The 25804-nt window shown below is 37.9% G+C and carries 23 protein-coding genes; 4 read left to right on the forward strand and 19 right to left on the reverse strand.

Annotation, left to right across the window (positions count from 1 at the left end):
* Positions 1–133 precede the first annotated feature (133 nt).
* The 3 genes from fmt to CWD91_RS15415 are packed head-to-tail and all read right to left on the reverse strand — an operon-like array spanning position 134 to position 3524.
* A complete protein-coding gene (gene fmt, locus CWD91_RS15405; RefSeq protein WP_103441861.1) occupies positions 134–1081 on the reverse strand; it encodes a methionyl-tRNA formyltransferase in 948 nt (315 codons plus the stop codon).
* On the reverse strand, positions 1078–2982 hold the full coding sequence (locus CWD91_RS15410) for a RecQ family ATP-dependent DNA helicase (RefSeq protein ID WP_103441862.1): 1905 nt from the start codon (positions 2980–2982) through the stop codon (positions 1078–1080). Before CWD91_RS15410 ends, fmt begins: the two co-directional genes overlap by 4 nt.
* On the reverse strand, positions 2982–3524 hold the full coding sequence (locus CWD91_RS15415; protein WP_103441863.1) for an AAA family ATPase: 543 nt from the start codon (positions 3522–3524) through the stop codon (positions 2982–2984). Before CWD91_RS15415 ends, CWD91_RS15410 begins: the two co-directional genes overlap by 1 nt.
* Before the next feature lie 116 nt (positions 3525–3640).
* Here CWD91_RS15415 and CWD91_RS15420 point away from each other — a divergent pair, with 116 nt between their 5' ends.
* The 3 genes from CWD91_RS15420 (at position 3641) to murA (ending at position 5992) form a co-directional block, all read left to right on the forward strand.
* The gene (locus CWD91_RS15420; RefSeq protein ID WP_103441864.1) at positions 3641–3928 is read left to right on the forward strand and encodes a DUF493 family protein; all 288 of its coding nucleotides are present in this window, start codon (positions 3641–3643) and stop codon (positions 3926–3928) included.
* An 87-nt stretch (positions 3929–4015) separates the two neighbouring features.
* Positions 4016–4669, forward strand: coding sequence for a DUF4290 domain-containing protein (locus CWD91_RS15425; protein ID WP_103441865.1), 654 nt, complete (start codon positions 4016–4018; stop codon positions 4667–4669).
* A 15-nt stretch (positions 4670–4684) separates the two neighbouring features.
* Positions 4685–5992, forward strand: coding sequence for a UDP-N-acetylglucosamine 1-carboxyvinyltransferase (gene murA, locus CWD91_RS15430; protein WP_103441866.1), 1308 nt, complete (start codon positions 4685–4687; stop codon positions 5990–5992).
* 520 nt (positions 5993–6512) lie between these two features.
* On the opposite strand, the gene CWD91_RS15440 is transcribed toward murA, so the two are convergent.
* From CWD91_RS15440 to CWD91_RS15495, 12 genes are all read right to left on the reverse strand, one after another.
* Entirely contained in the window at positions 6513–6995 is a 483-nt protein-coding gene (locus tag CWD91_RS15440) for a GAF domain-containing protein (RefSeq protein WP_103441868.1), read from the reverse strand.
* Between the two features lie 69 nt (positions 6996–7064).
* Positions 7065–7511, reverse strand: coding sequence for a VOC family protein (locus CWD91_RS15445; protein ID WP_103441869.1), 447 nt, complete (start codon positions 7509–7511; stop codon positions 7065–7067).
* A 141-nt stretch (positions 7512–7652) separates the two neighbouring features.
* On the reverse strand, positions 7653–8069 hold the full coding sequence (locus tag CWD91_RS15450; protein WP_103441870.1) for a GNAT family N-acetyltransferase: 417 nt from the start codon (positions 8067–8069) through the stop codon (positions 7653–7655).
* Complete coding sequence (locus CWD91_RS15455) at positions 8062–8727, reverse strand: lysoplasmalogenase (protein WP_157943815.1); 666 nt, start codon at positions 8725–8727, stop codon at positions 8062–8064. The genes CWD91_RS15450 and CWD91_RS15455 overlap by 8 nt, the downstream gene beginning before the upstream one ends.
* Positions 8728–8753: 26 nt before the next feature.
* Positions 8754–9053 (reverse strand): hypothetical protein, encoded by a 300-nt coding sequence (locus CWD91_RS15460; protein WP_103441872.1) that lies wholly within the window; start codon positions 9051–9053, stop codon positions 8754–8756.
* A 58-nt stretch (positions 9054–9111) separates the two neighbouring features.
* Complete coding sequence (locus CWD91_RS15465) at positions 9112–9771, reverse strand: beta/alpha barrel domain-containing protein (RefSeq protein ID WP_103441873.1); 660 nt, start codon at positions 9769–9771, stop codon at positions 9112–9114.
* 146 nt (positions 9772–9917) lie between these two features.
* Complete coding sequence (locus CWD91_RS15470) at positions 9918–10460, reverse strand: DUF3124 domain-containing protein (protein WP_103441874.1); 543 nt, start codon at positions 10458–10460, stop codon at positions 9918–9920.
* A 141-nt stretch (positions 10461–10601) separates the two neighbouring features.
* Positions 10602–10832: a (4Fe-4S)-binding protein gene (locus CWD91_RS15475; RefSeq protein ID WP_103441875.1), complete on the reverse strand. Its 231-nt coding sequence runs from the start codon at positions 10830–10832 to the stop codon at positions 10602–10604.
* A 2-nt stretch (positions 10833–10834) separates the two neighbouring features.
* Positions 10835–11128: a GNAT family N-acetyltransferase gene (locus CWD91_RS15480; protein WP_103441876.1), complete on the reverse strand. Its 294-nt coding sequence runs from the start codon at positions 11126–11128 to the stop codon at positions 10835–10837.
* Positions 11129–11184: 56 nt separating this feature from the next.
* Positions 11185–12063 carry a pirin family protein gene (locus CWD91_RS15485; RefSeq protein ID WP_103441877.1) on the reverse strand — a complete coding sequence of 293 codons (879 nt, stop codon included), beginning with the start codon at positions 12061–12063 and terminating at the stop codon, positions 11185–11187.
* Between the two features lie 77 nt (positions 12064–12140).
* Positions 12141–12731 (reverse strand): Crp/Fnr family transcriptional regulator, encoded by a 591-nt coding sequence (locus CWD91_RS15490; RefSeq protein ID WP_103441878.1) that lies wholly within the window; start codon positions 12729–12731, stop codon positions 12141–12143.
* An 8-nt stretch (positions 12732–12739) separates the two neighbouring features.
* Entirely contained in the window at positions 12740–13159 is a 420-nt protein-coding gene (locus CWD91_RS15495; RefSeq protein WP_103441879.1) for a DUF1801 domain-containing protein, read from the reverse strand.
* Between the two features lie 175 nt (positions 13160–13334).
* Between CWD91_RS15495 and CWD91_RS15500 the strand changes: the two genes are divergently transcribed.
* Positions 13335–14180 carry a DUF2911 domain-containing protein gene (locus CWD91_RS15500; protein ID WP_103441880.1) on the forward strand — a complete coding sequence of 282 codons (846 nt, stop codon included), beginning with the start codon at positions 13335–13337 and terminating at the stop codon, positions 14178–14180.
* Positions 14181–14324: 144 nt separating this feature from the next.
* Here CWD91_RS15500 and CWD91_RS15505 read toward each other — a convergent pair whose 3' ends face one another.
* The 4 genes from CWD91_RS15505 to CWD91_RS15520 all read right to left on the reverse strand — a co-directional run bounded on the left by CWD91_RS15505 (position 14325) and on the right by CWD91_RS15520 (position 25654).
* Positions 14325–17456, reverse strand: coding sequence for a DUF5107 domain-containing protein (locus tag CWD91_RS15505; protein WP_157943816.1), 3132 nt, complete (start codon positions 17454–17456; stop codon positions 14325–14327).
* Between the two features lie 4 nt (positions 17457–17460).
* Positions 17461–20784 carry a VCBS repeat-containing protein gene (locus CWD91_RS15510; protein WP_103441882.1) on the reverse strand — a complete coding sequence of 1108 codons (3324 nt, stop codon included), beginning with the start codon at positions 20782–20784 and terminating at the stop codon, positions 17461–17463.
* A 255-nt stretch (positions 20785–21039) separates the two neighbouring features.
* Positions 21040–22626 carry a SusD/RagB family nutrient-binding outer membrane lipoprotein gene (locus CWD91_RS15515; RefSeq protein WP_103441883.1) on the reverse strand — a complete coding sequence of 529 codons (1587 nt, stop codon included), beginning with the start codon at positions 22624–22626 and terminating at the stop codon, positions 21040–21042.
* Positions 22627–22636: 10 nt separating this feature from the next.
* Positions 22637–25654 carry a SusC/RagA family TonB-linked outer membrane protein gene (locus CWD91_RS15520; RefSeq protein WP_103441884.1) on the reverse strand — a complete coding sequence of 1006 codons (3018 nt, stop codon included), beginning with the start codon at positions 25652–25654 and terminating at the stop codon, positions 22637–22639.
* Positions 25655–25804: the final 150 nt, after the last annotated feature.

A 25804-nucleotide genomic window follows, 5' to 3' on the forward strand; every position in this document is an offset into this window, starting at 1 on the left:
CAAATTTATACGGATTTGCCATTAACGCAAGTAAAATAAGGGGAAATCCGCATTTTTGTTGATAACTTGAAACGTTTGTTGATAAAGTAGGACGTTTTTTACGTTTCACCGTACCCCCAATGAACATGGGGGTTTACCCAACATAGGCATTTTTTGTTAATTTAAGTCCATTTAATACCTCTTTGGTGGCCATTTTTCTTTTACCGGGCAATTGAATTTCCAGTAAATTAATAAAGCCTCCCATTACGGCCACCTTTAGTTCTTTTTTTGTGGCAACAATGCTCCCAACCTTTAATCGATGTGGTTCCAAATCCTTCTTGGCCAAATATATCTTAAGGAACAATTCCTCTTCCCCATTGTACAAAATGGTCCAAGCGGTGGGATAAGGGCTAAGCCCTCTAATAAAATTGTAAATTGTAGGGATATTCTGTTGCCAGTCAATTTCACAGGTCTCTTTATGAAGTTTGTGTGCTTCCTTTAACGGGGCCTCTTCCTGCTGTTTGGAAGGTACTATTTCCTTACTTTCAATTTTATTTATGGTTTCCAAAACCAGATCGGCCCCTAAGTACATCAACTTATCATGTAAGCTGCCTGCCGTATCGGTATCGGAAATTGTTGTTTTCGTTTGAAGTAAAATTTCACCAGTATCGATCTTGTCATCAATAAAGAAGGTAGTTACCCCAGTTTCTTGTTCTCCATTTATAATGGCCCAATTGATGGGAGCCGCCCCGCGGTATTGGGGAAGGAGGGAAGCATGTAGGTTAAAGGTCCCTAGACGAGGCATGCCCCATACTACTTTGGGCAACATTCTAAAAGCTACCACAATCTGTAGGTCTGGCTGCAATCCTTCCAATTCCTTAATAAAAACAGTGTCCTTTAAATTGGTAGGTTGGAAAATTTTTAGATGGTGTTCCTGGGCATAGATCTTAACTGCAGATTCGTGTAGTTTTCGTCCCCTGCCGGCAGGTTTGTCTGGGGCTGTAATAACCCCAACAATATTACAGTCGCTCTTTACTAGCTTGTCCAAAATGGTCACGGCAAAATCCGGGGTGCCCATAAACACTATTCGTGGTTTGTTCATCTTTCGATTATTTCGTACTGATTTATCGTATTCACTTTTATTCTCCTATTTTCCAATAAGCTTTGTATTGCCAAAATAACAGAACTCTCCTTATAGGTCAATAGTTTTATCAGCCCTCTGGAATTTACTTTTTTTACCAATAAGATTTGTAATATGTCCTGTTCAATAATCCTTATAATGTCATTTCCCACAGGATTTTTTTGGAGACAGACATCGCATTTTCCACAGTTTTCTTCGCTGGCTTCACCAAAATAATTTAGCAGTTGCCTATTTCTACATAGGGTATTGTTCTTAATATAGCTTAAAATACTTTCTACATTGTCCTTTTTTACTTGCTGAATTTGTTTGATTTTCTTAGCGAAGATATTGATGGTTCGTTCATCCTCCCTAGGAACCAAAAAGGTAATTTCCAGATCGCTGTGCTGGGCGTGATATTCAATTATTTCATCTTTTTCCAATTGTTCCAAGACCTCGATCACCTCATTTTCGGTTTTATTGGCCTTCCGCCCGATCAAAAGGGGATTGATCTTCGTATCAAACTCGAAAATTCCACCATAGGTTCTCAATATAGTTTGAATGGTGGGTGCGGATTTCTGATTTTTTTCCAGATAAGCAAATATATTGTGCTTGGAAGCTATCATACGGATAGTCGTCTTTTGGGAGAATGCTTCGGTTAGGGTTATGACCGAGTTTTGGTCTAACAACCTTAAACCGTTGTACGTTAATGTAGTATTAAGTTTATAAGTATCGCAAAAGGAATTAAAGGGTAATTGAAAGGTTTCCCCACTGCCTTCCCCAAAGGGTATTTGAAAATAGTTGGCGAGTTTACGGTACAATAGTTTTAGAAAGTCAACATCGGGCAACACCCCTAAAAACTGCTTTCGCACCTGTGTTTCATCAGTTTGGTTGGTAATTAGGACAGCGCTAGCCGGACTCCCATCCCTACCGGCCCTTCCAGCCTCCTGGTAATAGTTTTCCATACTATCCGGAATTTGGAAATGTACTACAAGGCCAACATCTGGCTTGTCTATGCCCATTCCAAAGGCATTGGTCGCCACCATTATCTTTACTTTGTTTTCCAGCCATTGGTTTAATCTGCTATCCTTATCCTTTTTGGAGATACCACCATGAAAAAAGGTAGCCGTATGTCCTTGTTGGGATAGGTAATACGCCAGTTCCATCGTCATTTTCCTGCTTCGCACATATACTATAGCACTATTATTGGTCTGGGCGCACAATTCCTTAAGACGGTATTTTTTGTCCTCCTCCAAACATACGCTAAAGGTAATATTGTTTCTGGAAAAGGAATCTTTGACCACCAAGGGTTGTTCCAGGTGTAGATTTAAACATATGTCCTTTACTACCATGCCGGTTGCCGTGGCGGTTAAGGCGATCATAGGTGCAGTTGGTGCCAATTCCTTAAGGATGTGACATTCCAAATAGGCAGGTCTAAAATCGTTTCCCCATTGGGAGATGCAATGGGCCTCATCAATGGCAATAAGGTTTACGTTCATTTGCCGAAGGCGCTCCTGGATCAATTCTTGTTGCAGTCTTTCAGGAGAAAGATAAAGGAATTTATAGTTGCCGTACAGACAATTGTCCAGTAGGTTGTTTACTTCCTCATAGGAAATTCCTCCAGTGAGGGCTATAGCCTTTATTCCCAGTTTTTTAAGGGTATCTACTTGGTTCCTGATCAAAGCGATTAATGGCGATACAACAATACAAATACCTTCTGTGGCCAATGCAGGTATTTGATAGCACAAAGATTTTCCACCTCCGGTTGGAAGTAAGGCCATAACATCCTGCCCATTCATTACGGCATTTATAATTTCTTCCTGTGAATTTTTAAAATCCGGAAAGCCCCAATATTTCTGTAATATATCCTTAGGGAGCTGCTGCACTATAGGTTTTTTATTTTATTCAGTATAAAGGTAACCCTTCCTTCCACAGTTTCCTTGGGAACATTTATAATTTTGTAGCCAAAATCGGTATAGGTTTTTTCCAAAAAGGTATGTATACGCAGGGCTTCATCAAAGTTTTCATAACGTTCGTTGTCAGACTCGTGAATTTCTTTCCAAGGGGGTAATAAAAATACATGGTCGTACCTATAGTTTTTACAGCTTTCCACAAAATGGTCCCCATAAGCCTGGCCAAAACAATCCATATAGGCTACCACGTCAGGAATGCCTCGATCAAAAAATACCAATGGGTTGTTTGCCTCCTCGGAAGCTTTGAACTGTTTGATCCTACCGGCAATAATACGTTCACTAAATAGTAATGGGTCCGAAATGAATAACTGGGGTATACCTTCCTGCCTTGCCTCCAGTGTAATTTCCCGTGATATCTCATTAAAACAAAAAAAGCCTTCCTTTTCAATTTTTTCTATGATGGAGGTCTTTCCGGTGCTGGGCCCACCCGTGATAACAATTTTTTTGATATTCAAATAATTTCCTTTAGAGTTTTGCCATTACTTGCATAAAATGGTGATGCAAAGTAATGAAATACCCATAAGATTAAAAAATTGCCAATGATACTTTATATATTTGCAAAAACATTGGCATGAATCAAGATAAACCAGATGACTTTTATACAAGATTAAAGGAACAGTTGGCTGAAACCAGCAAATGGCCAGCCAATTACTTGTATAAGTTTATTGTACCTACGGACCCTGAAAAAATCAAGCAGATTCAGGATATTTTTGATAATACAGGGGCGGTAATTGAATCCAAACAATCAAAAAATGCCAAATATACCAGCCTATCCATTACGGTTAAGCTTAAAAATCCTGATGAAGTAATTAGCAAATACAAAGAAGTAGGGGAGGTAAAAGGGGTTATATCGCTCTAAAATAGTATTTCTAGCATAATTTTGTTAATTTGCAGACGTTATAAGAATACTTCCTGATCATAAATCAATAGCAATAAATATTTCAAATTGAATTTAGTAGAAAACTTAGAATACAATACTGAGCGATCAAAGCTCATTATACCCGAGTATGGCCGTCATTTCCAAAAAATGGTGGATCATGCCATTTCCATAGAAGACGATGAAGAACGTAACCGTGTGGCTCAGGCCATAATAAGTGTTATGGGCAATATTCAACCACATTTGAGGGATGTGCCCGACTTTCAACATAAATTATGGGACCAATTGTTTATCATGTCCGATTTTAAATTGAATGTGGAATCTCCATTCCCGATTACCTCAAAGGAAACCTTGCAAAAGCGTCCGGAACCTTTGGAATATCCTCAAAATTTTCCAAAGTACAGGTTTTACGGGAACAACATAAAACGCATGATCGATGTAGCCGTTAAATGGGAAAAGGGCGATATGCGTGACGGATTGGAATATGCCATTGCCAATCATATGAAAAAGTGTTACCTAAATTGGAATAAGGACACTGTTGACGACAAAGCCATATTCAAGCATCTTTATGAGTTGAGCGATGGACAAATAGACCTTGCCAAGGAGGGTGAAAACCTGACCGAAAGTGGGCAATTCCTTAAGAATCGTGTGGCAAAAACGCCAAGGACCAATACTGGTAAAAAAACGCAAAGAAATCAAAACCGCGGTAAAAAGCGGTACTAATCTTCTCAAACTTTAATGGGAACATTTAAAATAGAGGGCGGTCATCAATTACATGGTGAGATTACACCGCAAGGGGCAAAGAATGAAGCATTACAAATACTCTGTGCCGTACTACTTACTTCAGAAAAAGTGTCGATTACCAATATCCCCGATATTGTAGACGTAAACAAACTAATTTCCTTGTTGGAGGATTTGGGTGTTAAAATTCAAAAGAAAAGTCAGGGTTCATATACTTTTATGGCTGATGACATTAATTTGGAATACCTGCAATCTCCTCAATTTAAGGAAGATGGAAGAGGCTTAAGAGGATCTATAATGCTCGTAGGACCATTATTGGCACGTTTTGGCAAGGGATATATACCCAAACCAGGAGGTGATAAAATAGGTCGCAGACGCTTGGATACCCATTTTGAAGGTTTTATAAAGTTAGGGGCCAAGTTTAGATACAATAAGGAGGAACACTTTTATGGTGTGGAAGCCAAAAAGCTAAAGGGCACTTATATGCTTTTGGATGAAGCTTCGGTTACCGGGACGGCCAATATTGTTATGGCAGCCGTACTGGCCGAAGGTAAAACCACAATCTACAATGCCGCTTGCGAACCCTATTTACAGCAACTTTGTAAGATGCTGAATAGAATGGGGGCCAAAATTAGCGGAATAGGTTCCAATTTGTTGGAAATTGAAGGTGTGGATAGCCTTGGAGGTACAGATCACAGAATGTTGCCGGACATGATCGAGATCGGCAGTTGGATAGGTTTGGCGGCCATGACCAGAAGTCATTTAACGATCAAGGATGTTAGTTGGGACGACTTGGGCCAGATTCCCACAGTTTTTAGAAAACTGGGTATACAACTGGAACGCAAAGGAGATGATATTGTTATTCCAGAACATAAAGATGGCTACGAGATTCAAAACTATATAGACGGTTCCATTTTAACGGTAGCAGATGCTCCATGGCCTGGACTTACTCCGGATTTATTGAGTATTATCCTAGTGATGGCGACCCAGGCGAAAGGTGAAGTGTTAATTCATCAAAAGATGTTCGAAAGTCGTTTGTTCTTTGTGGATAAACTAATTGATATGGGTGCTAAGATCATTCTATGTGATCCCCATAGAGCTACGGTTATAGGACATAACTTTAAATCCAGTCTAAAAGCTACCACTATGGTGTCTCCGGACATTAGGGCCGGTGTTTCTTTGTTGATAGCAGCTTTGTCTGCCAAAGGCACCTCTACAATACACAATATAGAACAGATAGATCGAGGTTACGAAAATATTGATACGCGTTTGCGTGCCATTGGAGCCAAGATTACAAGAGTTTAATCAAGTTTATAACTAAATATCATAAATAAGGACCTTCCAATCGAAGGTCCTTATTTTATTTTAAACAGTGGACTAATTATGTCCATGGATAGGCAATTCTTTCATTTTACTCAAGGTGATTTTTATTATTTTATCAGATTTCGGGACTCCTCGATTACTTTGATGTACAATGACAACAATGAAGAAAATTTACAAATAACATCTTCTTTCATTTTCCTTGCTTGTCCAAAGAAAACGAAACAAAAGAAAAGACACCTTATCCGAGGAATTTTTTAGATCTAATCTAAAAACCGGTTTGAAAACTCCGCGACTTTTTTAAAAGAAAAAAAGCTGGATTTCGGAGCTTTTGAAACCTATTCTGCGGATAAGGGAAACCAGCGACAAGCTTCCTTTTTTGGGAAAAGAAAAAAATGAACAACACATGCAAGGTAAGATTATTAATTCCAACTTTTTATCTTGTTCAACCACAACAAACAAACTTTGGTATTGATTTAAAAAACACAATAGAATTTAATTCCTACTATGTCCATTTACTAATAAACCCACTTATTTTCTCACCTATACTTAATAAGTCATTAACCTCTTCTTTTGTAAAATCATAGGGAACTGGTTTGGCTATTCCCAAGGTTCCGTATAAATTACCATTGAGCAACATGGGAACAGCAATAGAGCCCTCTACTTTTGTTTCTTTGGCTGCCGGACGCGCCACCCCGGAATCATCGGTTTGCAGGTTGCACATTTCCACTGGTTCACGACGTTCCGCTGCAATACCTGCCATTCCTTTTCCAATGGGGATCTCCGAAAGTTTGGGTACTAAAAAAGGAGGAATGCCTTGATGTGCCTGAACCTTTAACAGGGAAGTTTGCTCATCCAAAAAATGGATTGTCCCTGTCGTGCAGTCAAAACCTGAAATAATAGTGGCTAGTACTTCCTGCCAATCTACACTCTCCTTATTTAGATAGGAATCGATCATAGTGTTCCGTTGTGCATTTTCCTTATTCATGTGATTTAATAGATTTTATTCATCATTACCCAAATTTAGTAAATCTTACTAAACTACGGCTTAGGTTTATTACCCGTGTTTGGCGTTATTGACTTCGATCCAATAACCTTCGGGATCTCTTAGGTAAATCTGTCGAACTCCATCCGAACGAAGGGTAACAGCACCTTTTTTACCCGGCCAATCTTCATATTCAATATTATTGTTTTTTAAATGTTGAATAAAGGCCTCTAGGTCGGGTGTCGATAAACAGAGGTGCATGGATTTATGTTTTTTCATGACCACAGTATCCTTATAGATCAGATGCAACTGTGAATTACCTTGGACCAAAAACCACCGAAATCCTGGGGCTTTGTCCGGGTGGGGTATTTCCCTTAATTTAAGAATATTGGCATAGAAATCTGCCGTTGTATCCAGATTGTTGACGATTAATGAGGAATGGTCTATCTGAAAATCAAAGCTTTGTGCCTGAGTTTGCAAGCTAAAAAAAGCGAGTACCAGAAATAGTGATTTATGCATGTTTATTATGTTTTAATTAATAAGTGATTGTAATTAGTTTTGAGATAAACAGGTTTACAGTGATATACAAAAATTTGCAGGAAAGAAAGGTACTTAAAAATGTTTCAAATATTAAAGACCATGCTGCTTTAGATATAATTTTTACCTAATTATCATTTTTTCCATCACCACATAGTCGATTTCGTGTTTTGTAAATACAGTATTGTTGCTTTTAAAACCAAATTTTAAATAAAAATCTATTTTTTCAACTCGAGCATTGCACCATATTTTATTTACTTTTTCACCTTCGACATAGGTAATAAGATGGGAAAGGAGTCGGCCGCCATAACCCTTGCCCTGCTCTAAATTGGCCGTGGCAAGTTTGCGGAACTGAGCCTCCTTATTTTCTATAAATAATGAAACTACGGAAACTAGGGCATCATTTACATAGAGTCCCAGATGGATTCCCTCTTCATCATTGGGTAGGATTATATAATTGATCGGCTTGTCTGGCCACATAACGGCATGCCTAAGGGGGTAGGTATCTTTCGCTGAAATAAGCCTTATAAATTCAGTCATTTCTATGCAGTAAACCTTTTACCAATAAATATTGCGCCGTGGCGTAGGTACCCATTACCAATAGGCTGGACAAAGGTATTGCAAAGAGAAACTTATTGATGGCCAGGATACTGTCAGACACAATAAAGAACAGCGCACCAATGAAGACCAATTTAAAACTTGGGGAATTCACCTGGTATTTTCTACAATAGGCAGTAATGGCCAGAGTGAGAATGCCTAGGATATAAATAATCACTGGAATTTTCAAATCACCTAAATTCTCATGTAAAATTACATAAAGGGTAGTGCCATAAACAAGGAGCAATCCAGAAACTATAAGTAATTCCTTAATAATTAATTCTTTACATTGCGTATAGAAGGCAAAGGCATAAGCGATATGCGCCAAAAGAAATGCTATTAAACCTAGTATGAAATACAAGGCAGAAAGATGATCATATAGTAAAAAAATATCTCCCAATAAGGAAAAACAGAGCGCCAATAGTGTATAGTGATAAATCTTTTTGGAAAAGCCTTTTCCTTTAATCCCAAAAAAGAATATTAAAGATATTAGTATAAGCGGTTTGGTAAACTGTCTCAATTCCTGAAAGTGCATAGATCCCGTGACCAGATCCAAGAGCACCAAAAGAATAAATAAGCCTAAAAATGTATTTGACTTCAATATCATTTTAATTAATAATGAGGGAGTTAAGTTTGGGAAGGATATATTTTTCTTTTTCTAATCACAATAAAGCAAAGGAGCAATTGTATTACTACGGCAATGGCATTGGTTAGCCAAAGGGCTACTGTATTAAACCGAATTCCGTAGAAGCACCAAAAAAGATAAATAAATACCCAGCCAAAAATAAAGCCGTTGGAGAGGCTACTTGGACCTTTGTAACGGAATTCCTTATATACCTGTATAGCAATTACCAAACAGGCGCTAAGACCAGCGGCAATTCCAATGCTTTCAAAAATGTTTTCTGGGATACTGTGTATAATATTCATGTATTTAGAGCTTAATTCCAATTTATATCAATGTTGGAGATGCTACCTTATTACAAGGTTATTCCGTTCTATATTTGATCATAATATCTTTGAACAATTCACTTGTAGATGGTGGGGTATAAGAAATAGCGTTGGCACCCGCTTCTATTGTTTTCAAAATATCCTCCTCCTTATGACCACCAGTAGCCAATATGGCAATGTCAGGGTCTATATCCCTGATGCGCTTAACGATATCGGCAGTTTTGCCGGCCCCTGAAACATTAAAAATGTCCACTCCTGCGGCAATCCGGCCTTTAATATCATCTTTTTCGGAGACAATGGTAATGGTAACAGGGATATCAATTTTAGCTTTAAGTCGAACTATTAATTCATTGGGTGTGGGCTTGTTCAGGACAACGCCCAATGCGCCTTGAAATTCGGCATGTAATGCCAGTTCCACCGATCTTTTTCCAGTGGTAATTCCACCACCAACCCCGCAAAATATAGGTTTGTCAGCGGCCAGAATTAATGAATGGGAAATTAAGGGTTGGGGTGTAAATGGATATACGGCAATGATGGCATTGGCATTGGTATTTCTTATAATGGCAACATCCGTACTAAACAAAAATGATTTTAATAATTGGCCAAAAACTCTTATGCCAGAACAACTGTTGATTATTTCCGGTACCTCCACGATATTCTTTCTCAGCTTACTACCAAAAGAGGGTACCTTTATCATAACGCATCATAGAATTTGGTTCAACAGAAATAGCAAGGAAGATGGATAATATTCCTTTGTTTTGCCCAAATTAAAGATAGTCTTTTTTTCAATCGGTTAGGAGGGGAGAAGTATGCCCCCTGTAAATTAATTCGTGCCAATTGACACTACAATTTTATTCCTCTTGTTGTAAAGGAGATTCCTTGTTGTCCCGTAGTTGATATCATAACGGCTTCAAAAATAGGCTCGTGATTGTCGGCTTTTACTGCCCAATCGAAAACAAAGTTCGCTCCCGTGCCACCATATTTGTCATCTTGATCTATAACTATCTCTATAGTTTCCAAAGGCTTTAGAAAAATAGGTTTGTTAAAATAGGTGCGTATAAGGTCGCCTTTGGTATTGTAATATTCAGCTTTAAGTATATAAATAGTATCCGTATTGCTTACATTCCTCATACTTGCCGTTGCCGTTAAATGATGTAAGGTTTTTTCGGTGCCATCATAAATGGAAGAATATATGGAAAGATACGAACTACCTTTAATAAGGCTCTCATTGGACGGGAGTGCCATGAATTTCCTTTCCCAATTAATGGGGTCCAAATGACTTAATTTCTTTTCTTCGGTACAACTAAGAACCAACACAAGGGCAAACAAAGCAATGCCTATTTTATTTACTGTAAAAAGTAAACTGTAGCGAAATATATTAGTCATTTTTATGCTTCTTTTTGCACATTACTTTTTTAAAAATGGAACATTTGTCCTTTATTGTTGATGGAGAATTCCATAGCTCCGCATAAATATACTCTATAAATAGCTAATCATACATTTAAATGAAGTCACTAACTAAACTTTTTAACTTTCGTTGTTCATGTAAAATGTTAGCGCCCCAGACGGGCATTTTAATATCTGGGATTTCAATTCTTCAGTGGAGGCGTTTTCTGGCTTTATCCATGGTTTTCCTTTGGGGTCATAAACTTGTGGTAAGGTTTTGACACAAACACCGGAATGAACACATTTTGAAGGCTTCCAGACTACCGTAATTTCACCATTGGTGTATTCCTTAAAATTATCTTTTCGTTCCATAATTATACAATATTAATTCCTTTTAATACTAATTTTTTCCACTCTGGATGCCGTTTAATGTAAGCAGCGACAAAGGGACACATTGGGACTAGGGTCAATCCCTTCGTTTCTACATCCTCCAAGACCCGCTTTACCAAGGAGGAGGCGACACCCTTGCCTTCCAACTTCTTGGGAACCTCGGTATGTGTGAGATAAATTTTATCTTTTGCCTTTATATATTCAATTTTTGCAATAACCCCATCAATATGATATTCATATTGCTTGGCCTCCGTATTATCTATCAATTTGTAGTCCATTAGTATCTTGATTAATGGTTAGGTATATTTTAATAATTCTACTTCCAATATAAACATTACTCCTCCAAATAGCCAAATTTGCCCAGGTTGTAATCTTTGATGGCTTGTGCTATTTCTTCACGCGTATTCATTACAAATGGACCTTGAGCGGCAATGGGTTCGTTAAGGGGTTCTCCACTTAAAATCAGTATTGTTGATTTTTTTGAGGCTTCAATGATAAAATCCTCACCTTTATTTTCGAAGAGTACAAAATGATTTTCTGCCACGGTCTGTGACCCATTTACATTAATTTCCCCATCTACCACCAATAATGCAGTATTGTAGGTACTTGGAAAAGAAAATTCCGCTTTGGAATCTGCTTCAAGCCTAGCATTAAACATGTTTACCGGTGAAAAAGTAGATGCTGCGCCTTTAACACCTTTATAGTTCCCTGCTATGACCTCAACAACACTTTTTCTATCGGCCAATTGATATTTATTTATTTGAGAATTTGTAATTCCCTGATATTTTGGGGCAGTCATTTTGTCCTTGGCCGGAAGGTTTACCCAAAGTTGCGCCATTTGAAAATAGCCACCTTCCTTGCTAAAATTTTCTTCATGGTACTCTTTATGAAGTATCCCTGAGGCGGCAGTCATCCATTGTACATCACCAACACCAATAACACCACTGTTGCCAGAACTGTCGTGATGGGCCACCTTTCCTTGGTACGCTATTGTAACCGTTTCAAAACCCCTGTGAGGATGAACACTTACCCCCCTTGGTTTATCGGTGGGTGGAAAGTAAAAAGGGGAATTGTAATCCAATAGAATAAAGGGGTCCATTCTTTCCATATCCAACCTATATCCGCTTGGGATAAAATTATGCACTCTAAATCCGTCACCAACGTAGTGGGGCTCTCTTGGAGCTACCACTATTTCTATATTTTTTGTTTTCATTTATATCTATACATTAATTTCTTTACAATTATACAAGAACCTTGGTTCCTGTACATTGATGTATGATAAGAACGGAGTTAATTTGGCTTAAAATTTTTATGCGCCAATTCTTTACGTACCCTGCTTAAACTTTCAGGGGTAATGCCCAAATAGGAAGCTATCATCCATTGGGGGACCCTTAGGGTTAGATCGGGGTATAAGGTTATAAAACTCATATATCTGATTTCGGCACTGGCACTTAATAAAAGGTTGATTCTTTTTTGTTGATGTCGAATATGGTTCTGAAGAGCAATTTGATTAAAGCTTCTAAAGGAGGAACTTATTTCGCTGGCTTCATTTATAAATTTTGAACTTATTAAAACTACCTGGGTATCCTCAATGGCCTCTATGAACAAATCTGAAGGTTCATTAAAAAAGGCGCTACTCCGGTCAGAAACAATCCAATTTTCGGAACCAAATTGTATAATATGCTCTTTGCCGGAATTGTCCACCGTATAGGAACGCAAGAGACCCTTTTCAACAAAAAACGAATGGCGACATACTTCTCCCGGACGTAGTAAAATTTCTCCTTTTTCGATAGTTTTTGTTTCTACTTTCTTAATTAACAGTTGAAATTCCGGTTCCGCTATGTTCGCCTTGGCCTTTAAATACTTGGTGAAATTTTGCATGTATAAATCTATTGAGAATTTTTATTCTTATAATGTAAGTAAGATGATTTTATCAATTGGGATAGAATATCCATATCAATTTCTTTCAATCTCTTTATGTACAGACAGGACTTACCTATTTTATGTGGCCCTAATTGTTCCAAAAGTTGTTGTTGTTTGGAGAAGCCCGACATGATATAAATTGAAAAATTGAGTTTTCTAGGGGAAAAACCGGTCATGGGCATATCTCCCTCCCTACCTGAATCATATTTATAATGATAATTACCGAAGCCAATAATACTATCGCCCCACATCACTGCTGCTTCCTTGGTTATTTTTTTGAATAATTCCAATAAAGTGTGTGCGTCTTCGCGTTTTTCCTCACTTCCAATGGAGTTTAAATAAGAATTAACGGATTTGTTATTAGGCACGGTTTTGTTTTCTGACATCTCCTTGGAATTAACGCTTTTTAAATTTACTAAAAAAAGAAGTAAATCTAGGTTGGGTACCCTTCATTATTTATTTCTCGGATTTTATGATTTACTTGTACCAATATAGATATATGACTTCCAGATTAGTCTTTTAATATGTAAATTAGCATTTAAATAATAAACACGTATTAACATGAAAAAAATAACATTTTTAGTATTAATGATTGCTGTTTCTTTTGGGATACAGGCACAGATCAACACACCGCAACCGAGTCCGTCATCGACATTGATTCAAAAGGTTGGATTAACCGATGTTACCGTTGAATATTCACGGCCATCAATGCGGGGAAGAACTATATTTGGTAATTTGGTTCCTTATGATAAATTATGGAGAACAGGGGCAAATGCAAGAACCAAAATAACCTTTAGTGAAAATGTAATGATAGGCAACCAGGAACTTAAAGCTGGTTCATATGCCATTTTCACAAAGCCGGGAGCAACCTCCTGGGAAGTTATCTTTTATGATGAAGCCAATGCCGGCGGAATACCAGCTAATTTGGACGAGAGCAAAGTTGCTGCTAAAGCAATGGCTCAAGTGCAAAATCTACCATTTCAGGTTGAAACTTTTACGATTTCTATAGACGGCCTTTCTGATAATAATGCCACTTTAGGCATGTATTGGTCAGATGTATATGTAGGGGTAAAGTTTGATGTACTTACGGATAAAGCCGTTTCAAGTGCCATAGAAAAGGTAATGAAAGGTCCGGATGCCAATGATTATTATGCAGCTGCTGTATATTATATGAATTCTGGTAAGGATATCAATAAAGCCAAGGAATGGATGGATAAAGCCATGAGCATGACTGAGAAACCGGCTTTTTGGCAGTTGAGACAACAATCGCTTATATACGCCAAGGCAGGTGACAAAAAACAGGCTATTGAAACTGCTAAAAAATCTTTGGCAGAGGCCGAAGCTGCAGGTAATGCAGATTATATAAAAATGAACAAGGACTCCCTAAAAGAGTGGGGGGCTAAGTAGTATTCAAATTCAATATTGAAAAAGCTCACTGAAAAGTGAGCTTTTTTTGCTTTATTCTTTAAGTTTAATCCTATAATTATTCCTACTTGCGATTCAATTATTATTGGACCGTCTATTGTATCAAATACGATTTTGCGTAGAGAATCAATATTTGCTAACTGCTTCCATTATTTTCCAATTGGAATTATTCAATCCCTTTTGGTTCTTAATTTCCAGTTGTGAAGCTGAATCATTGTGGTATAATGCCAATATCAACTTGGCAATAGTATTATCACTGATATTGAAATTTGAAATTTGACGTATTAAAGATTCCAATTCTTCCTTCTTACCTAATTTCTTAAGTGACAAAAGTTCAAATAAATCATTTGGGGATACAGTAGTTTTTTTGCTCGAATTTGAATAGGCAATAACATTGGTTAAATATTCTTTACTGCGCTCAGAATCATTGAGTGATGCATAACTATGGGCCAGCAGATAATCCTGTAATCTTTCATCAGGATTGAAAGGTTTTCCAACTCCAAGATTTTCGGGCCATTCTTTTGAAGAATCCAAAAGAGATATCGCTTTTTTATATTTTTTGGCTTTAATATTTTCCAAAGCCAAAAAGATATGGGCCTGGTTATAAATGTGTTTGCTTTCTGAGGCATGTTCAAAGGGTAAAATATGAATGTCTTTTAAGACTTCAACCGTTTTTCCATATTGGCCGGTCAACAAGGAAGCCTTGGCATAAATTAGGCCTATATTGGCATTTTTTGGGTATTTGGAAAACGATTTTTTTGCCAAATTATAGGCCTGCTCATTATTATCACCATTTAAGTAAAATTGAACCAATTCTTCCCTAAGTTTCCAATCGGAATCATTTAATTGCAGCGCCCTTAAATAATCTTTTTCACTACTCTGAAAGTCATCATTTTCAAACATTCTTGCCCTGAACCGATAAAATATGTCCGAATTTGGTTCATTTCCACAATCTTTTAAAAGTTTTAATCCTAAATCTTTTTGGCCAATGGCCATGTAATTCTGTGCCAGGAAATACTTTAATTTCCAATTCCCATTTTTAGCAATAGCCCATTGCAATACCGTTATGGTTTCGGTTCTATAAGGGAAAACAAAATTAATTGGTGATTCTAAAGTTTTTGACAAGACCCTATTGCTTAAATCGATATTTATATCCTTATTTAAGTAGGCTTCCCATAGATTTGTTTTTACATTGTTTTTGGATAGTTTTAATACCTCCCTTGCTTCCAGGTCCAATCCCAAATTGTTATAATATATGGCCAGTTCCAATAAAGATTCGTCAGGGAATTCATTATTAATATGACCGGGTACTTCAAGAGGATTGTTACCAATTGCAAACTCAGATTCAATTTGGGCAAAATGATTTAATGGATCAATTTGTAATAACTTGGCATACTCATTTTCAAATTCATTGGTCCTATTATTTTTCCTCTGCACCAGTAATTTAATTTTTCTAGCGTTTAGGTTATAGGTATTGTAGTCCATTGCTTTATTGGCATATTGTTCTGCCTCATCCAACTTTCCCAGCCCAACATAGATCTCTGCCATTTGAGCAAAGGAAACTGATCTATATTCCATGCTTCTTGCAGCCCAACCAAGAGATTCCAAGGCGTTTATATAATCCTTTTGTGAACGATATATGATTCCACCCAAGTAATTGGCTTCCGGGGTATAGGTGTCCTGCTTTAATACCCTATTCACATATTGCAATGCAAGGCCATAATTGGTTTTGCGGTACTCCAATTCCGCTAATTTTAGCAAACCTTCCTTATGGGAGGGGTCAAGGCCCACCAATTCATTTAATTTTTGGGCAGCAAGATCATAATTCCTAAACTTTAGGGCCTCCCAACCTTCCTGATATAATTTTTGGCCTTCAGGAACCACTAGCTTTTCATCATCAATAAAAGGCCGTTTTATTAAAGTGCCTTCACCTGAGGAGGTGTAATAAAGTGTCTTACCTCCTAAATTAACCGTTATTTCCCCTGACTCGGTTACGGGAAGTTCCACTGAAAATACTTCCATTGGCTTTAAACTAAGGTCATTCGAAAAAACCTCTTTACCATCGATTGATACTAGTAATTTCTCTTTTAAGAATTGCAGTGCATTAATTCCTATGTAAATCCCATTATCCAGTTCCTTAACATTAAGCACTCCGTACTCATTGGCATCTACCATTCCTCCAATTTCCTTAAAGGGAAACCATATTTCCCTCCAACGGTCCATAACATAAGGTTCAAAATTGGCTTGGGAAATGGGATTGGTTTCTCCAGGCGAATATTGATTGAAAAGTCGCCCAGCCTGAAATTCCATATACTGCCCATCGGTATCTGTAAGTAGATCCTCCCAAATGCCCCCAGATCTTGCCATGGACCATAACCAGAGTTTTTGTCCGGGCATTTCTTCATATGGTGACCAATGTCCAAAACCAAATTTGCTGTTGTGGTAATACCCTCCAAAAAAGTCCTTATAATCGCCAACAACATGTTCGGAAATATCCTTGTCAAAATTATTGTTTTTATAAAGTGAAAGATCGCGGCCATCTGTATCTATAGGCCATGGCTTGGCAGCCCCTCCATGTTCCAAAAATTGATTACCGGGATAGATGAATTGTAAGTCGTCCGTGACCACAGCCGCAGCCGTCATCCAGTTGTAATATGATTGATTAATAGGGGAGCCATTATACCATGAGGCATTGGTCTCGAAATATGCTTTGTCTTTCTCGAGTCTAATTTCCACTCTCCAATCGGTACGGGAGGGAAGGTCCGAGTTACCCACAACGCAACTTACACTGCCATCTTTATTTGTTTTTATCACATAATCTACAGGAGTGGCTGTAGACGGATGATGACCAATGATGCCGAAATTAAATTCAATTCCTCCAGAAGTCCAAGGTCCACGCATTGAAATATTCCGGAATTTGACCACTTCATTTTTATAAAGAAATTCTTCCCCAGTACTTTTCTCTATAGCTCCCCAAACTTTCCCGCCAATTTCAGGTAGTACAAAGACTTTGATAAAATCATTCTCCAGAGTTACTACTTTCCAATCTTTCTTCTTGGCAGTCTGTTCATAGCTTTCAAACTTGAAATAGGGAAAAATTTTAGCATTATCCGTCAGAATAGGGACGGGATTTGGATGACTGAAGTTATAGGTGTCCAAGGACTTTATTTCTTCCTTGATGGTAACGGACCCCGATTGGCCATACATTCCGAGACATAATCCCAGAGCAATTATTAGGCTGATATTCTTTGGTTTCACTATTCTATTTTTTAGATGATTCAATTCTAAATGTTGCAATGCCATCATTATTTCTTACGAACAAAACTAATTCGGTTCTATCTGCCAATATTATTTTGGTGATGTCCCGTATTTCTCCTTCAATATTTAAGCCACTCTCCGTAACGCTTGCCGGTCTAAAACTACCTTTTCCATCTCCAAATAAGACGATGCCCTTGTTGGCGTCATACCTGCCAAATTTAACTCTGGTTCCAAAGAAATTGCCACCGACAAGTATATCTTCATTGCCATCCTTATTAATATCATCCGTTAGAATCCCATAAATGGGTGAAAATTGTGTCTGTACGGGTAACGGTACTAGTTTAAATTTACCATTCCCCAAATTTTCCATATAGCTGGTGTCAAAGTTTTTAGCTTTTAAAACCATTGCACCCTTTAATTCCTCAGTACTAAAAACATCCGTAATTTTTGCTGAGGCATAATCCGAATAATTTAAATATTTCCCTTTAAGCGCACTTAATTGACCCACCATATCGTCTTTTGAAAAAACAGGAAATTCTTCACCCAAATTAAAGGATGTCATTATGGGGTCTAAGGAACCATTGCTATCAAAATCTCTGGTATACAATCCAACCGGCTCAGCTATTGACGTTTTTAATTGAGAATTTCTTCCGAAGTTTCCAATAATATAATCCATATCACCGTCCTTGTCAAAATCCCCTTGTTCTATACTGTTCCACCAACCTTGGGAATCGATAAGGCCATTGTTTTCCGATAGCTCCACTAATTTACCATCTACATTTTTGAATGTTCTTATTCCCATCCATTCACCAACAATAATAAGGTCGTTAATTCTATCATTGTCAAAATCGGTCCATAAAGCATCTGTAACCATTCCAGGATATTCAAGGTCTGGATTTACTGTAGTGGTAATATCCTTAAAAATCCCATTTCCATTATTCTCCAAAATATAGCTTCTAGGTGATGTAGGGTATTTACCAGGCACCAATCTACCTCCTACAAAGAGATCTAAGTCCCCATCACCGTCAATATCAGAGGCCTTTACACTAGATCCGCTTGAAAGCATCTTAGGCAATGCAACAGTCTTTCTGACAAAATTGCCCCTACCATCGTTAATGTATAGTCTATCTTGTAATTCTATAGAGTCTTCATTGTAATCATTGCCTCCACTTACAACATATAGATCCATATCCTTATCGTTGTCCGCATCAAATAAGAGACATCCTATGTCCTCTGAATCTTTATCTGTTTTAAATATTTTTTCATTTACTGACAAAAATTTTCCTGATGGCGTTTGTAGGAACATTTTGCCTTCACTACCCTTTGCACCTCCAACAAATATATCTTCCAAACCATCATTATTTATGTCAGCTTTTGTAATATTTGGACCTTGGGTAGATAATTTATGCGGTAACAACTGTTCCCTTTTAAAATCGTTATAATCATTTTCCAAATGCCGGTAGGGGATAAGGCTGTCCACTGTTATATTAGTAAAATAGGTATTCCCGACTATTGCTTCGGAATTATCCTCCAATACAGCGGCATCTTTTTGGTTTAAGGTAATTGTTTGATTGGCCTTTACATTGGTCATAACCTGAACCTTGCCATCCGGCCAGATAATTTTCATCTTGTCCACTACTTCAACTGCCCCAAGGCCAAAAATCAAATTAAAATCTACGGAAGATTGAAATCCCCTAGTAGGAATCGATTCCTGCATAAGTATTTCGTTCCCAATAGTTAACATGACTTTTGATCCAATTCCAAATGTGTTTTTTCCCTCTCCTTTAAAATTTATCTTCAAATGATGGTTGGTGTTATGTAAATCACTATTGTTTCTGTAAACAAAGGGATATTCATCAATATTATTGACCACAAGGTCTAGATCACCATCGTTATCCAAATCAGCGTAAACAGCACCGTTGGAGAGCGATTTCTGATTTAGTCCCCATTGGTCATTGACTTTGGAAAAAGTAAGGTCGCCGTTGTTATGATAAGTGTAATTTTCTTCAATGGTAGCCGGCATGTTCTCCAATAATTCGGTAATGGCCGTCTCAACGCCTGTTTTATTTTGATTGATTCTATCCTGTACTGCATAATTTAGAAAATCCATGTTGGTGTAATCCCGCTTAACACCATTGGTTATGAACAAATCCTTAAAACCATCATTGTCCAAATCTGTAAATAGGGAGGCCCAACTCCAGTCTGTGTTAGATACGCCTGCGAATTGACCAATTTCTGAAAAGGACTGCCCCTGATTGTTTAAATGCATCATATTTCTCATAGTCTGATAATAAAATCCAGATTCTTCCAAGAAAGTGTTTTTATCATAATTGTCGGGACCGGAGACCATTTTTAAACGGTAGTTGTTTTCTGGAAGCATGTCCAAGGTCATAATTTCTGGATAACCGTCATTATTGATATCGGCTACATCGGATCCCATTGAAAAATGGGAGGTGTGCCCAATATATTTTTCTAGACTTTCCGTAAAAGTGCCATCGTGGTTATTGATATATAAATAATCCTGTTCCTTAAAATCATTCGAAATATAAATATCTGGCCAGTTGTCATTATTTACATCCGATACCGCAATACCGAGACCAAATCCTAAAACATTGGAAACCAGCCCGGCCGAATCGCTTACATTTGTAAATTTACCATTATCGTTCCTATAAAGTCGGTCTTCATAGGCGGGATTTCTTTGCTGCTTTAGGCTATTGGATATCTGTCTAAAACTGGAATATTCCTGTGAGGAATGATTCACCACATATAAATCAAGATCTCCGTCCCTGTCATAATCAAAAAAAGCGCCTTGTGTGGAATAACCCGCATCGTCAATTCCGTATTCCGCCGCCTTTTCAGTGAAAGTTAAGTCACCATTATTTATAAAAAGTAAGTTTTTTCTTTTAAAATCGTCCATGGCAGCTGATCTACACACATAAATATCCAAATATCCATCTCCGTTAACATCGGCCATGGTAGTGCCTGTGTTCCATAAACCTTCTGCGAATACTCCAGCTTTTTCAGCAATTTCTTCAAATTTGAAATTGCCTTTATTTATGTATAACCTACTACCAACCATACTTGCCGTAAAGTAGAGGTCGGGCAGTCCGTCATTATTAAGGTCCCCCACAGATACCCCTCCGCCATTGTAGATATAGCCATAGGTTAAAATATTAAATTCATCGGTTTCCTTTAAAATAGGTTTAAATGTGATTCCAGTTTTATTACTGGGCATTAGTGAGAACATTTTACTTTCATCTACCTGCTGACAAGAAAAGAATACTGTTGTTAGGAGAATCAGGTATATTTTGGAGATTGTATTACTCATATGAATAAGGAATTTAGCTAAGATGGCTAGATTTCATGTGTTAGTTATAAGAGGTAAAAACTTAAGGCAACCGGGCCAAATTATGGAAGGTAAGTTAAGCAATTAAGGGGACTCACCAATATAAATGAATATTTTTAAAATGGAATTTTAGGGCTTTGTCCAAATTTTTTCTGTACGACAAAAATTATTATGCAATAAAAAAACCTGTGATTTTGAAATCACAGGTTTTAAATTTGTTTACTTAAATATTAATTATCAAAAGTTTGGTCCGCCTGTATCCCACCATAACCTTGTGGCTATGTTGTCGGGTCCACCTAATTTAGCTGTTGCGTCTGCAACACCGGCAGCGTTACCTTCACGTTCGGCATTTACAAAAGGCATTCTTTTTATGGCCTCACCTGGAGGTATTACACCCCAATCTGCATTACTGCTATTTTGGTATACTGGGGGTAATTTTGGATACCCAGTTCTCCTATAATCTACCCATGCTTCCATTTCATTGGTATAGGCAGCAATCCATTTTTGGGTAATTATTTTTTCCAATTTCACCTCATTACTTGCCGCTTCGTCCCAAGCTACAGTAGTGGTAATCTGATTCACAAAATCGTTAACTGAACCAGCAGCTTTTGGATCGTTGTAGTCTATTGGCAAACTAGTGTTGTCCGCCAAATACGCGTCTACGCCACCTGCTCCCCATAATTCGAAGGAAGCTCTAACTCCGGCTTCATAATGTGCCTGTGCTGAACCTGGTCCACCAGCACCAGTCCAATTACGCAAAGCGGCTTCAGCCTTAATAAAATGTACTTCATCAGCACTCATTACTTTCCGCTTGGTAACTTTGGCCGGATCATTGAAAGAAATGTCGATAGTAGAAAAGCTCAGTCGATCATCCTTGGCCACCAATTCAGCTCCGTTACGGATACCTTTATAAGGCATATCTGGGTGATCGGTAACCAAAGACATATCGGTTACGGGATCAAAGAAAGGTGCAATTCGGTTATCTTTATAACCTATCAAAATAGATTCCATGGTCGCACTCATTCGAGTATCTCCCCATTCAAAGCAAATTTGAGCTGGGTGAAATTTTCCACCGTATAACGAAATATTAAAGTTATCGGCGTTGGTCTCAATTAGTCCAACAGGATCCGCCATTGCCTTTTCACCTTGAGCTTTCGCCATGGCAGGAGCTACTTTGGAAATACGCATTGCCAATTGTAATCTTAATGAATTTGCATATCTAGCCCATTTACTAACATCGCCACCATAACTGGCATCAAAGTTAGTTAAACCAACATATTCTGTATTGGCGCTAAAATTCGCAATTATTCTGTCCAAATCACTGAAGAAAGCGGTATACAATGTTTCCTCACTATCGTATAAGGCACTTCCTGTGGAACCATAATTGGTATAAAGAATAGGGCCATAATAGGTAGTAACCCGTGACATGGAAACAATTCTGATCAAATTGGCCCATTCCACAAATACGTCATAACCGTCAGCTGCAGCAATATCAATAACCTGTTTGGCTGGTGCCATAACATTGTTGTACTCCCTAGCCCAATAGCCATTCCAACGTATGTAATAGGTAGTGTTGTTAACACCACCAACAAATGGGGTAGGAGTGGCCAAGTGTTGCGCAAAGGTAACATTGGTTAAATTATGATCCACCTGGTTACCAAATATTTGGCCAAGCATGGAAGAATAAAACGCACCCACATGGTTAAAATCCTGCTTTAATGATTCACCGGAAATTTGATATGGATTTGTATTTGTTTCTTCAAAATCGTTGGTACATGCACTAAAGGCAATTACCATTGTAATTAGATATATTAACTTTTTCATCTTTTATAAATTAGAATGTTACTTTTAGATTAAATCCATAAGTCCCTGTAGAAGGGAGATTAAAGTTATCCAATCCCTGAGCATTTTGATTGGTACTCATTGCCAATTCTGGGTCAAATGGTGCATCCTTGCTAATAAAGAATAAGTTGTTCCCAATAAAAGATAATGAGGCTGCTGATATGGGCAGTCCTAATTTGGACACGTCAATGTTATAACCCAATGAAAGTTGACTCAACCTAATATTGGTACGGTCATAAACATAAGCCTCTCCAACTCCGTTTCTATCACCAATGGCCCTAAACCAGGTTTCAGCAGCAACCGTAGTAATGGCAGCTCCAGAAGTCTGGTCTACACCGTTAACAGTCACACCACCAGCATCCCTGGCATCAGCAGTTCTTTGTGAAACCCCAGCACCATCCAACATGGATTCTGTTTGGCTAAATACTTTACCCCCAAATTTACCATTTATTTGCATACCTAGGTTAAATCTCTTGTAACTAATATTGTTGTTCCAACCTAAAGTCCAATCAGGATCCAAATTACCCATAAGCTCTGTTGTAGGTGTTCTTAGTGGTTTTCCTGCATCAAAAAGGATACGTCCTTGAGCGTCCCTTAAAAATTTAAGTACATAAAGATCATTAAATGCTCCACCTTCAACCAGTTTGGATTGATAACCTTCAGAAGAACCTAGGTTAATTACCTTGTCATCATCTGGTCCTATATCAACAATTTCGTTAGTGTTTTTCGTGAAATTGAAGGCTGTTACCCACTGTAGATCTTCAGTTTTAACCGGAGTTGCACTAAGTGTTATTTCGACACCTTTATTGGTGATTTCTCCAGCATTGATAAATTTTGTAGTAAAACCTCCTTCAGATTCTGACTGCAATAACGGCACCTCAATAAATTGATCTGTACTGGTTAGGCTATAATACGTAAAGTCCAATCCTAAACGATTTTGAAAAAATCTCCAATCGGCACCAAACTCCAAACTGGTAATGATTTCAGGTTTGGCATCAAAAAATGGCTTAACCGTATTTCTATCTACACCACCATTTGAACTAATTCTGTTTTGTGGATTTATTCTATTGAAGGGTACTTCATTACCTACTTGGGTATAGGAAGCCCTTAATTTTCCAAAGCTTACTACCTCTGGCATAGTGAACATTTCACTTAATAAAGCGGTAACACCTACTGAAGGGTAAAAATAGGAATCATTTCCTGTAAGTGCCAAAGTGGAAGCCCAGTCATTTCTTCCAGAAAGGTCTAAGAACAGCATGTCCTTATATCCGAACTGGAGGTTTGCAAATGCCCCTTGTTTTATTACAGAACCGTCGTAGGTAGAGTTTACCTGTACATTTGTTGGCAAGTTTTGAAATTTAAATTCATTGGGGTAAAGTAAGCCCACAGTTCCCGTTCCTACACTAACACCATCACCATATACAGTTTTTTGATAACTTGCACCCAATACACCATTTAAGCTAAAACTATCGCTCAAATCAGTGTCATAGCTTAGAATTGCATCGGTATAGACCAATTGATCATCATACTTTCTGTAATCCCAAGCACCTTTAGGGTGAACGTTGGTCGAATTGGATGTAGCCGCATGCTGTTGTTCGAATTCTTTTACAGAATAGTCATAGTTACCCCTAACCTGTAGTTTAAGTTTTTCGGTAATTTCATATTCAACATTTAAACTACCGATAACCCTTTTGTTTTCATCCGTTTTTGGTTCTTTGTTTATTATCCAAAAAGGATTGGACTGGTGGTGATCCACAACAAACCAGTTTTGAGAATATAAGTTTCTGTCGGTGTCGAAGGTTTCATAGTTGTTCTGAAAGTCATAGAAATTCCTATTTCTCGGGAACATATACAGTCCTGTCAAAGGATTTAAGTAATATCCTGCTGGCAACCTGTTCTTTGTTTCCTCCAAAGCCATAATTACACTTGAGGTTACAGTCACTTTATCATTAAACATCTTGGTAGATTGCTTAAATGTAAAGTTGTTTTTCTGATACTTGTTTTTTGGTGTAATTCCGGAAGCCGTTATGTTGGCATAGGAAAAATAGGCAGTGGTCTTATCTGTACCACCACTTATAGTCACCGAATTGTTAAAGTTATGTCCTGTTTGGAAAAATTCCTCTACGTATTCACTGGCATAATCACCAGCTGTTGTAGACCAACTTTCCTTAGCATTACCAATGGCGCCATATTTAAATTGTAAATCGGGCAATTCCTGAAAATGCTCAAAAGTATAGCCAGAATTTAAGCTCACCGTAGTTTTGCCTGAAGTACCCTGTTTGGTAGTAATTACAACCACCCCGTTGGCACCTTGGCTACCATACAATACAGCCGCGTTGGAACCTTTTAAGATACTGATACTCTCAATATCATCAGGGTTTATAGCCGAAAGACCGTCACCGGCATCAACTCCACCCCACATTCCAGGTTGACCTCCTTTGTTGTTGGCCATCGGAATACCATCAATTACGAACAATGGTGAACTATCACCACTTAAGGATTTGTTACCCCTTAGTACAATCTTGGTAGAACCACCTGCACCCGAGCTACTTTTCTTAATTTCAACCCCTGCAGCCTTACCTGAAATACTATTCATAAAGTTGGGATCTCTTGTCGCAGTCAACTCATCCGCCCTTACAGTTTGCTGGGCATAGGTCAATGTTTTTTCTTCCCTTTTAATACCCAAAGCCGTTACAACAACTTCACCAAGTTGTTCGGCATCTTCTTGCATAGATACATTTATAGTATTAGAAGCACCTACTGTAACCGATTGGGACTTCATTCCAAGAAATGAAAACACCAATACATTGCCGCTTGCCGCTTCAATGGAGAAATTTCCATCAAAATCCGTCTGAGAGCCCGTTGTAGTTCCTTGTACCAATACGTTTACTCCTGGTAATGGGGAACCATCCGTAGCATCGGTGACCGTACCTGTCACCGTTTTGCTTTGTGCCAATAAAGGGTAAGTCCCCAATACCAGTACAAAAAATAATAGCAATTTTTTGATCATAATAAAGTTGTTTGAGTTAATAAATGAGTTGTTTGTTAATAATAAGTTAAATGTGAAATTAAACTATTTTTTTAATAAAACAAATAGAATTTGTGTTAATGTGTTCGAACACATTAAATAAAACCTTAATTTTTCTAAGGTTTGTGGAAC

The organism is Arenibacter hampyeongensis, assembly GCF_002909255.1.
Lineage (GTDB): Bacteria > Bacteroidota > Bacteroidia > Flavobacteriales > Flavobacteriaceae > Arenibacter > Arenibacter hampyeongensis.

Bases quoted from the DNA above. Each gene is read 5' to 3' on its own strand.
- fmt (WP_103441861.1), bottom strand. From the start codon at position 1,081: ATGAACAAACCACGAATAGTGTTTATGGGCACCCCGGATTTTGCCGTG.
- CWD91_RS15420 (WP_103441864.1), top strand. From the start codon at position 3,641: ATGAATCAAGATAAACCAGATGACTTTTATACAAGATTAAAGGAACAG.
- murA (WP_103441866.1), top strand. From the start codon at position 4,685: ATGGGAACATTTAAAATAGAGGGCGGTCATCAATTACATGGTGAGATT.
- CWD91_RS15440 (WP_103441868.1), bottom strand. From the start codon at position 6,995: ATGAATAAGGAAAATGCACAACGGAACACTATGATCGATTCCTATCTA.
- CWD91_RS15445 (WP_103441869.1), bottom strand. From the start codon at position 7,511: ATGCATAAATCACTATTTCTGGTACTCGCTTTTTTTAGCTTGCAAACT.
- CWD91_RS15450 (WP_103441870.1), bottom strand. From the start codon at position 8,069: ATGACTGAATTTATAAGGCTTATTTCAGCGAAAGATACCTACCCCCTT.
- CWD91_RS15460 (WP_103441872.1), bottom strand. From the start codon at position 9,053: ATGAATATTATACACAGTATCCCAGAAAACATTTTTGAAAGCATTGGA.
- CWD91_RS15465 (WP_103441873.1), bottom strand. From the start codon at position 9,771: ATGATAAAGGTACCCTCTTTTGGTAGTAAGCTGAGAAAGAATATCGTG.
- CWD91_RS15470 (WP_103441874.1), bottom strand. From the start codon at position 10,460: ATGACTAATATATTTCGCTACAGTTTACTTTTTACAGTAAATAAAATA.
- CWD91_RS15475 (WP_103441875.1), bottom strand. From the start codon at position 10,832: ATGGAACGAAAAGATAATTTTAAGGAATACACCAATGGTGAAATTACG.
- CWD91_RS15480 (WP_103441876.1), bottom strand. From the start codon at position 11,128: ATGGACTACAAATTGATAGATAATACGGAGGCCAAGCAATATGAATAT.
- CWD91_RS15485 (WP_103441877.1), bottom strand. From the start codon at position 12,063: ATGAAAACAAAAAATATAGAAATAGTGGTAGCTCCAAGAGAGCCCCAC.
- CWD91_RS15490 (WP_103441878.1), bottom strand. From the start codon at position 12,731: ATGCAAAATTTCACCAAGTATTTAAAGGCCAAGGCGAACATAGCGGAA.
- CWD91_RS15495 (WP_103441879.1), bottom strand. From the start codon at position 13,159: ATGTCAGAAAACAAAACCGTGCCTAATAACAAATCCGTTAATTCTTAT.
- CWD91_RS15500 (WP_103441880.1), top strand. From the start codon at position 13,335: ATGAAAAAAATAACATTTTTAGTATTAATGATTGCTGTTTCTTTTGGG.
- CWD91_RS15510 (WP_103441882.1), bottom strand. From the start codon at position 20,784: ATGAGTAATACAATCTCCAAAATATACCTGATTCTCCTAACAACAGTA.
- CWD91_RS15515 (WP_103441883.1), bottom strand. From the start codon at position 22,626: ATGAAAAAGTTAATATATCTAATTACAATGGTAATTGCCTTTAGTGCA.
- CWD91_RS15520 (WP_103441884.1), bottom strand. From the start codon at position 25,654: ATGATCAAAAAATTGCTATTATTTTTTGTACTGGTATTGGGGACTTAC.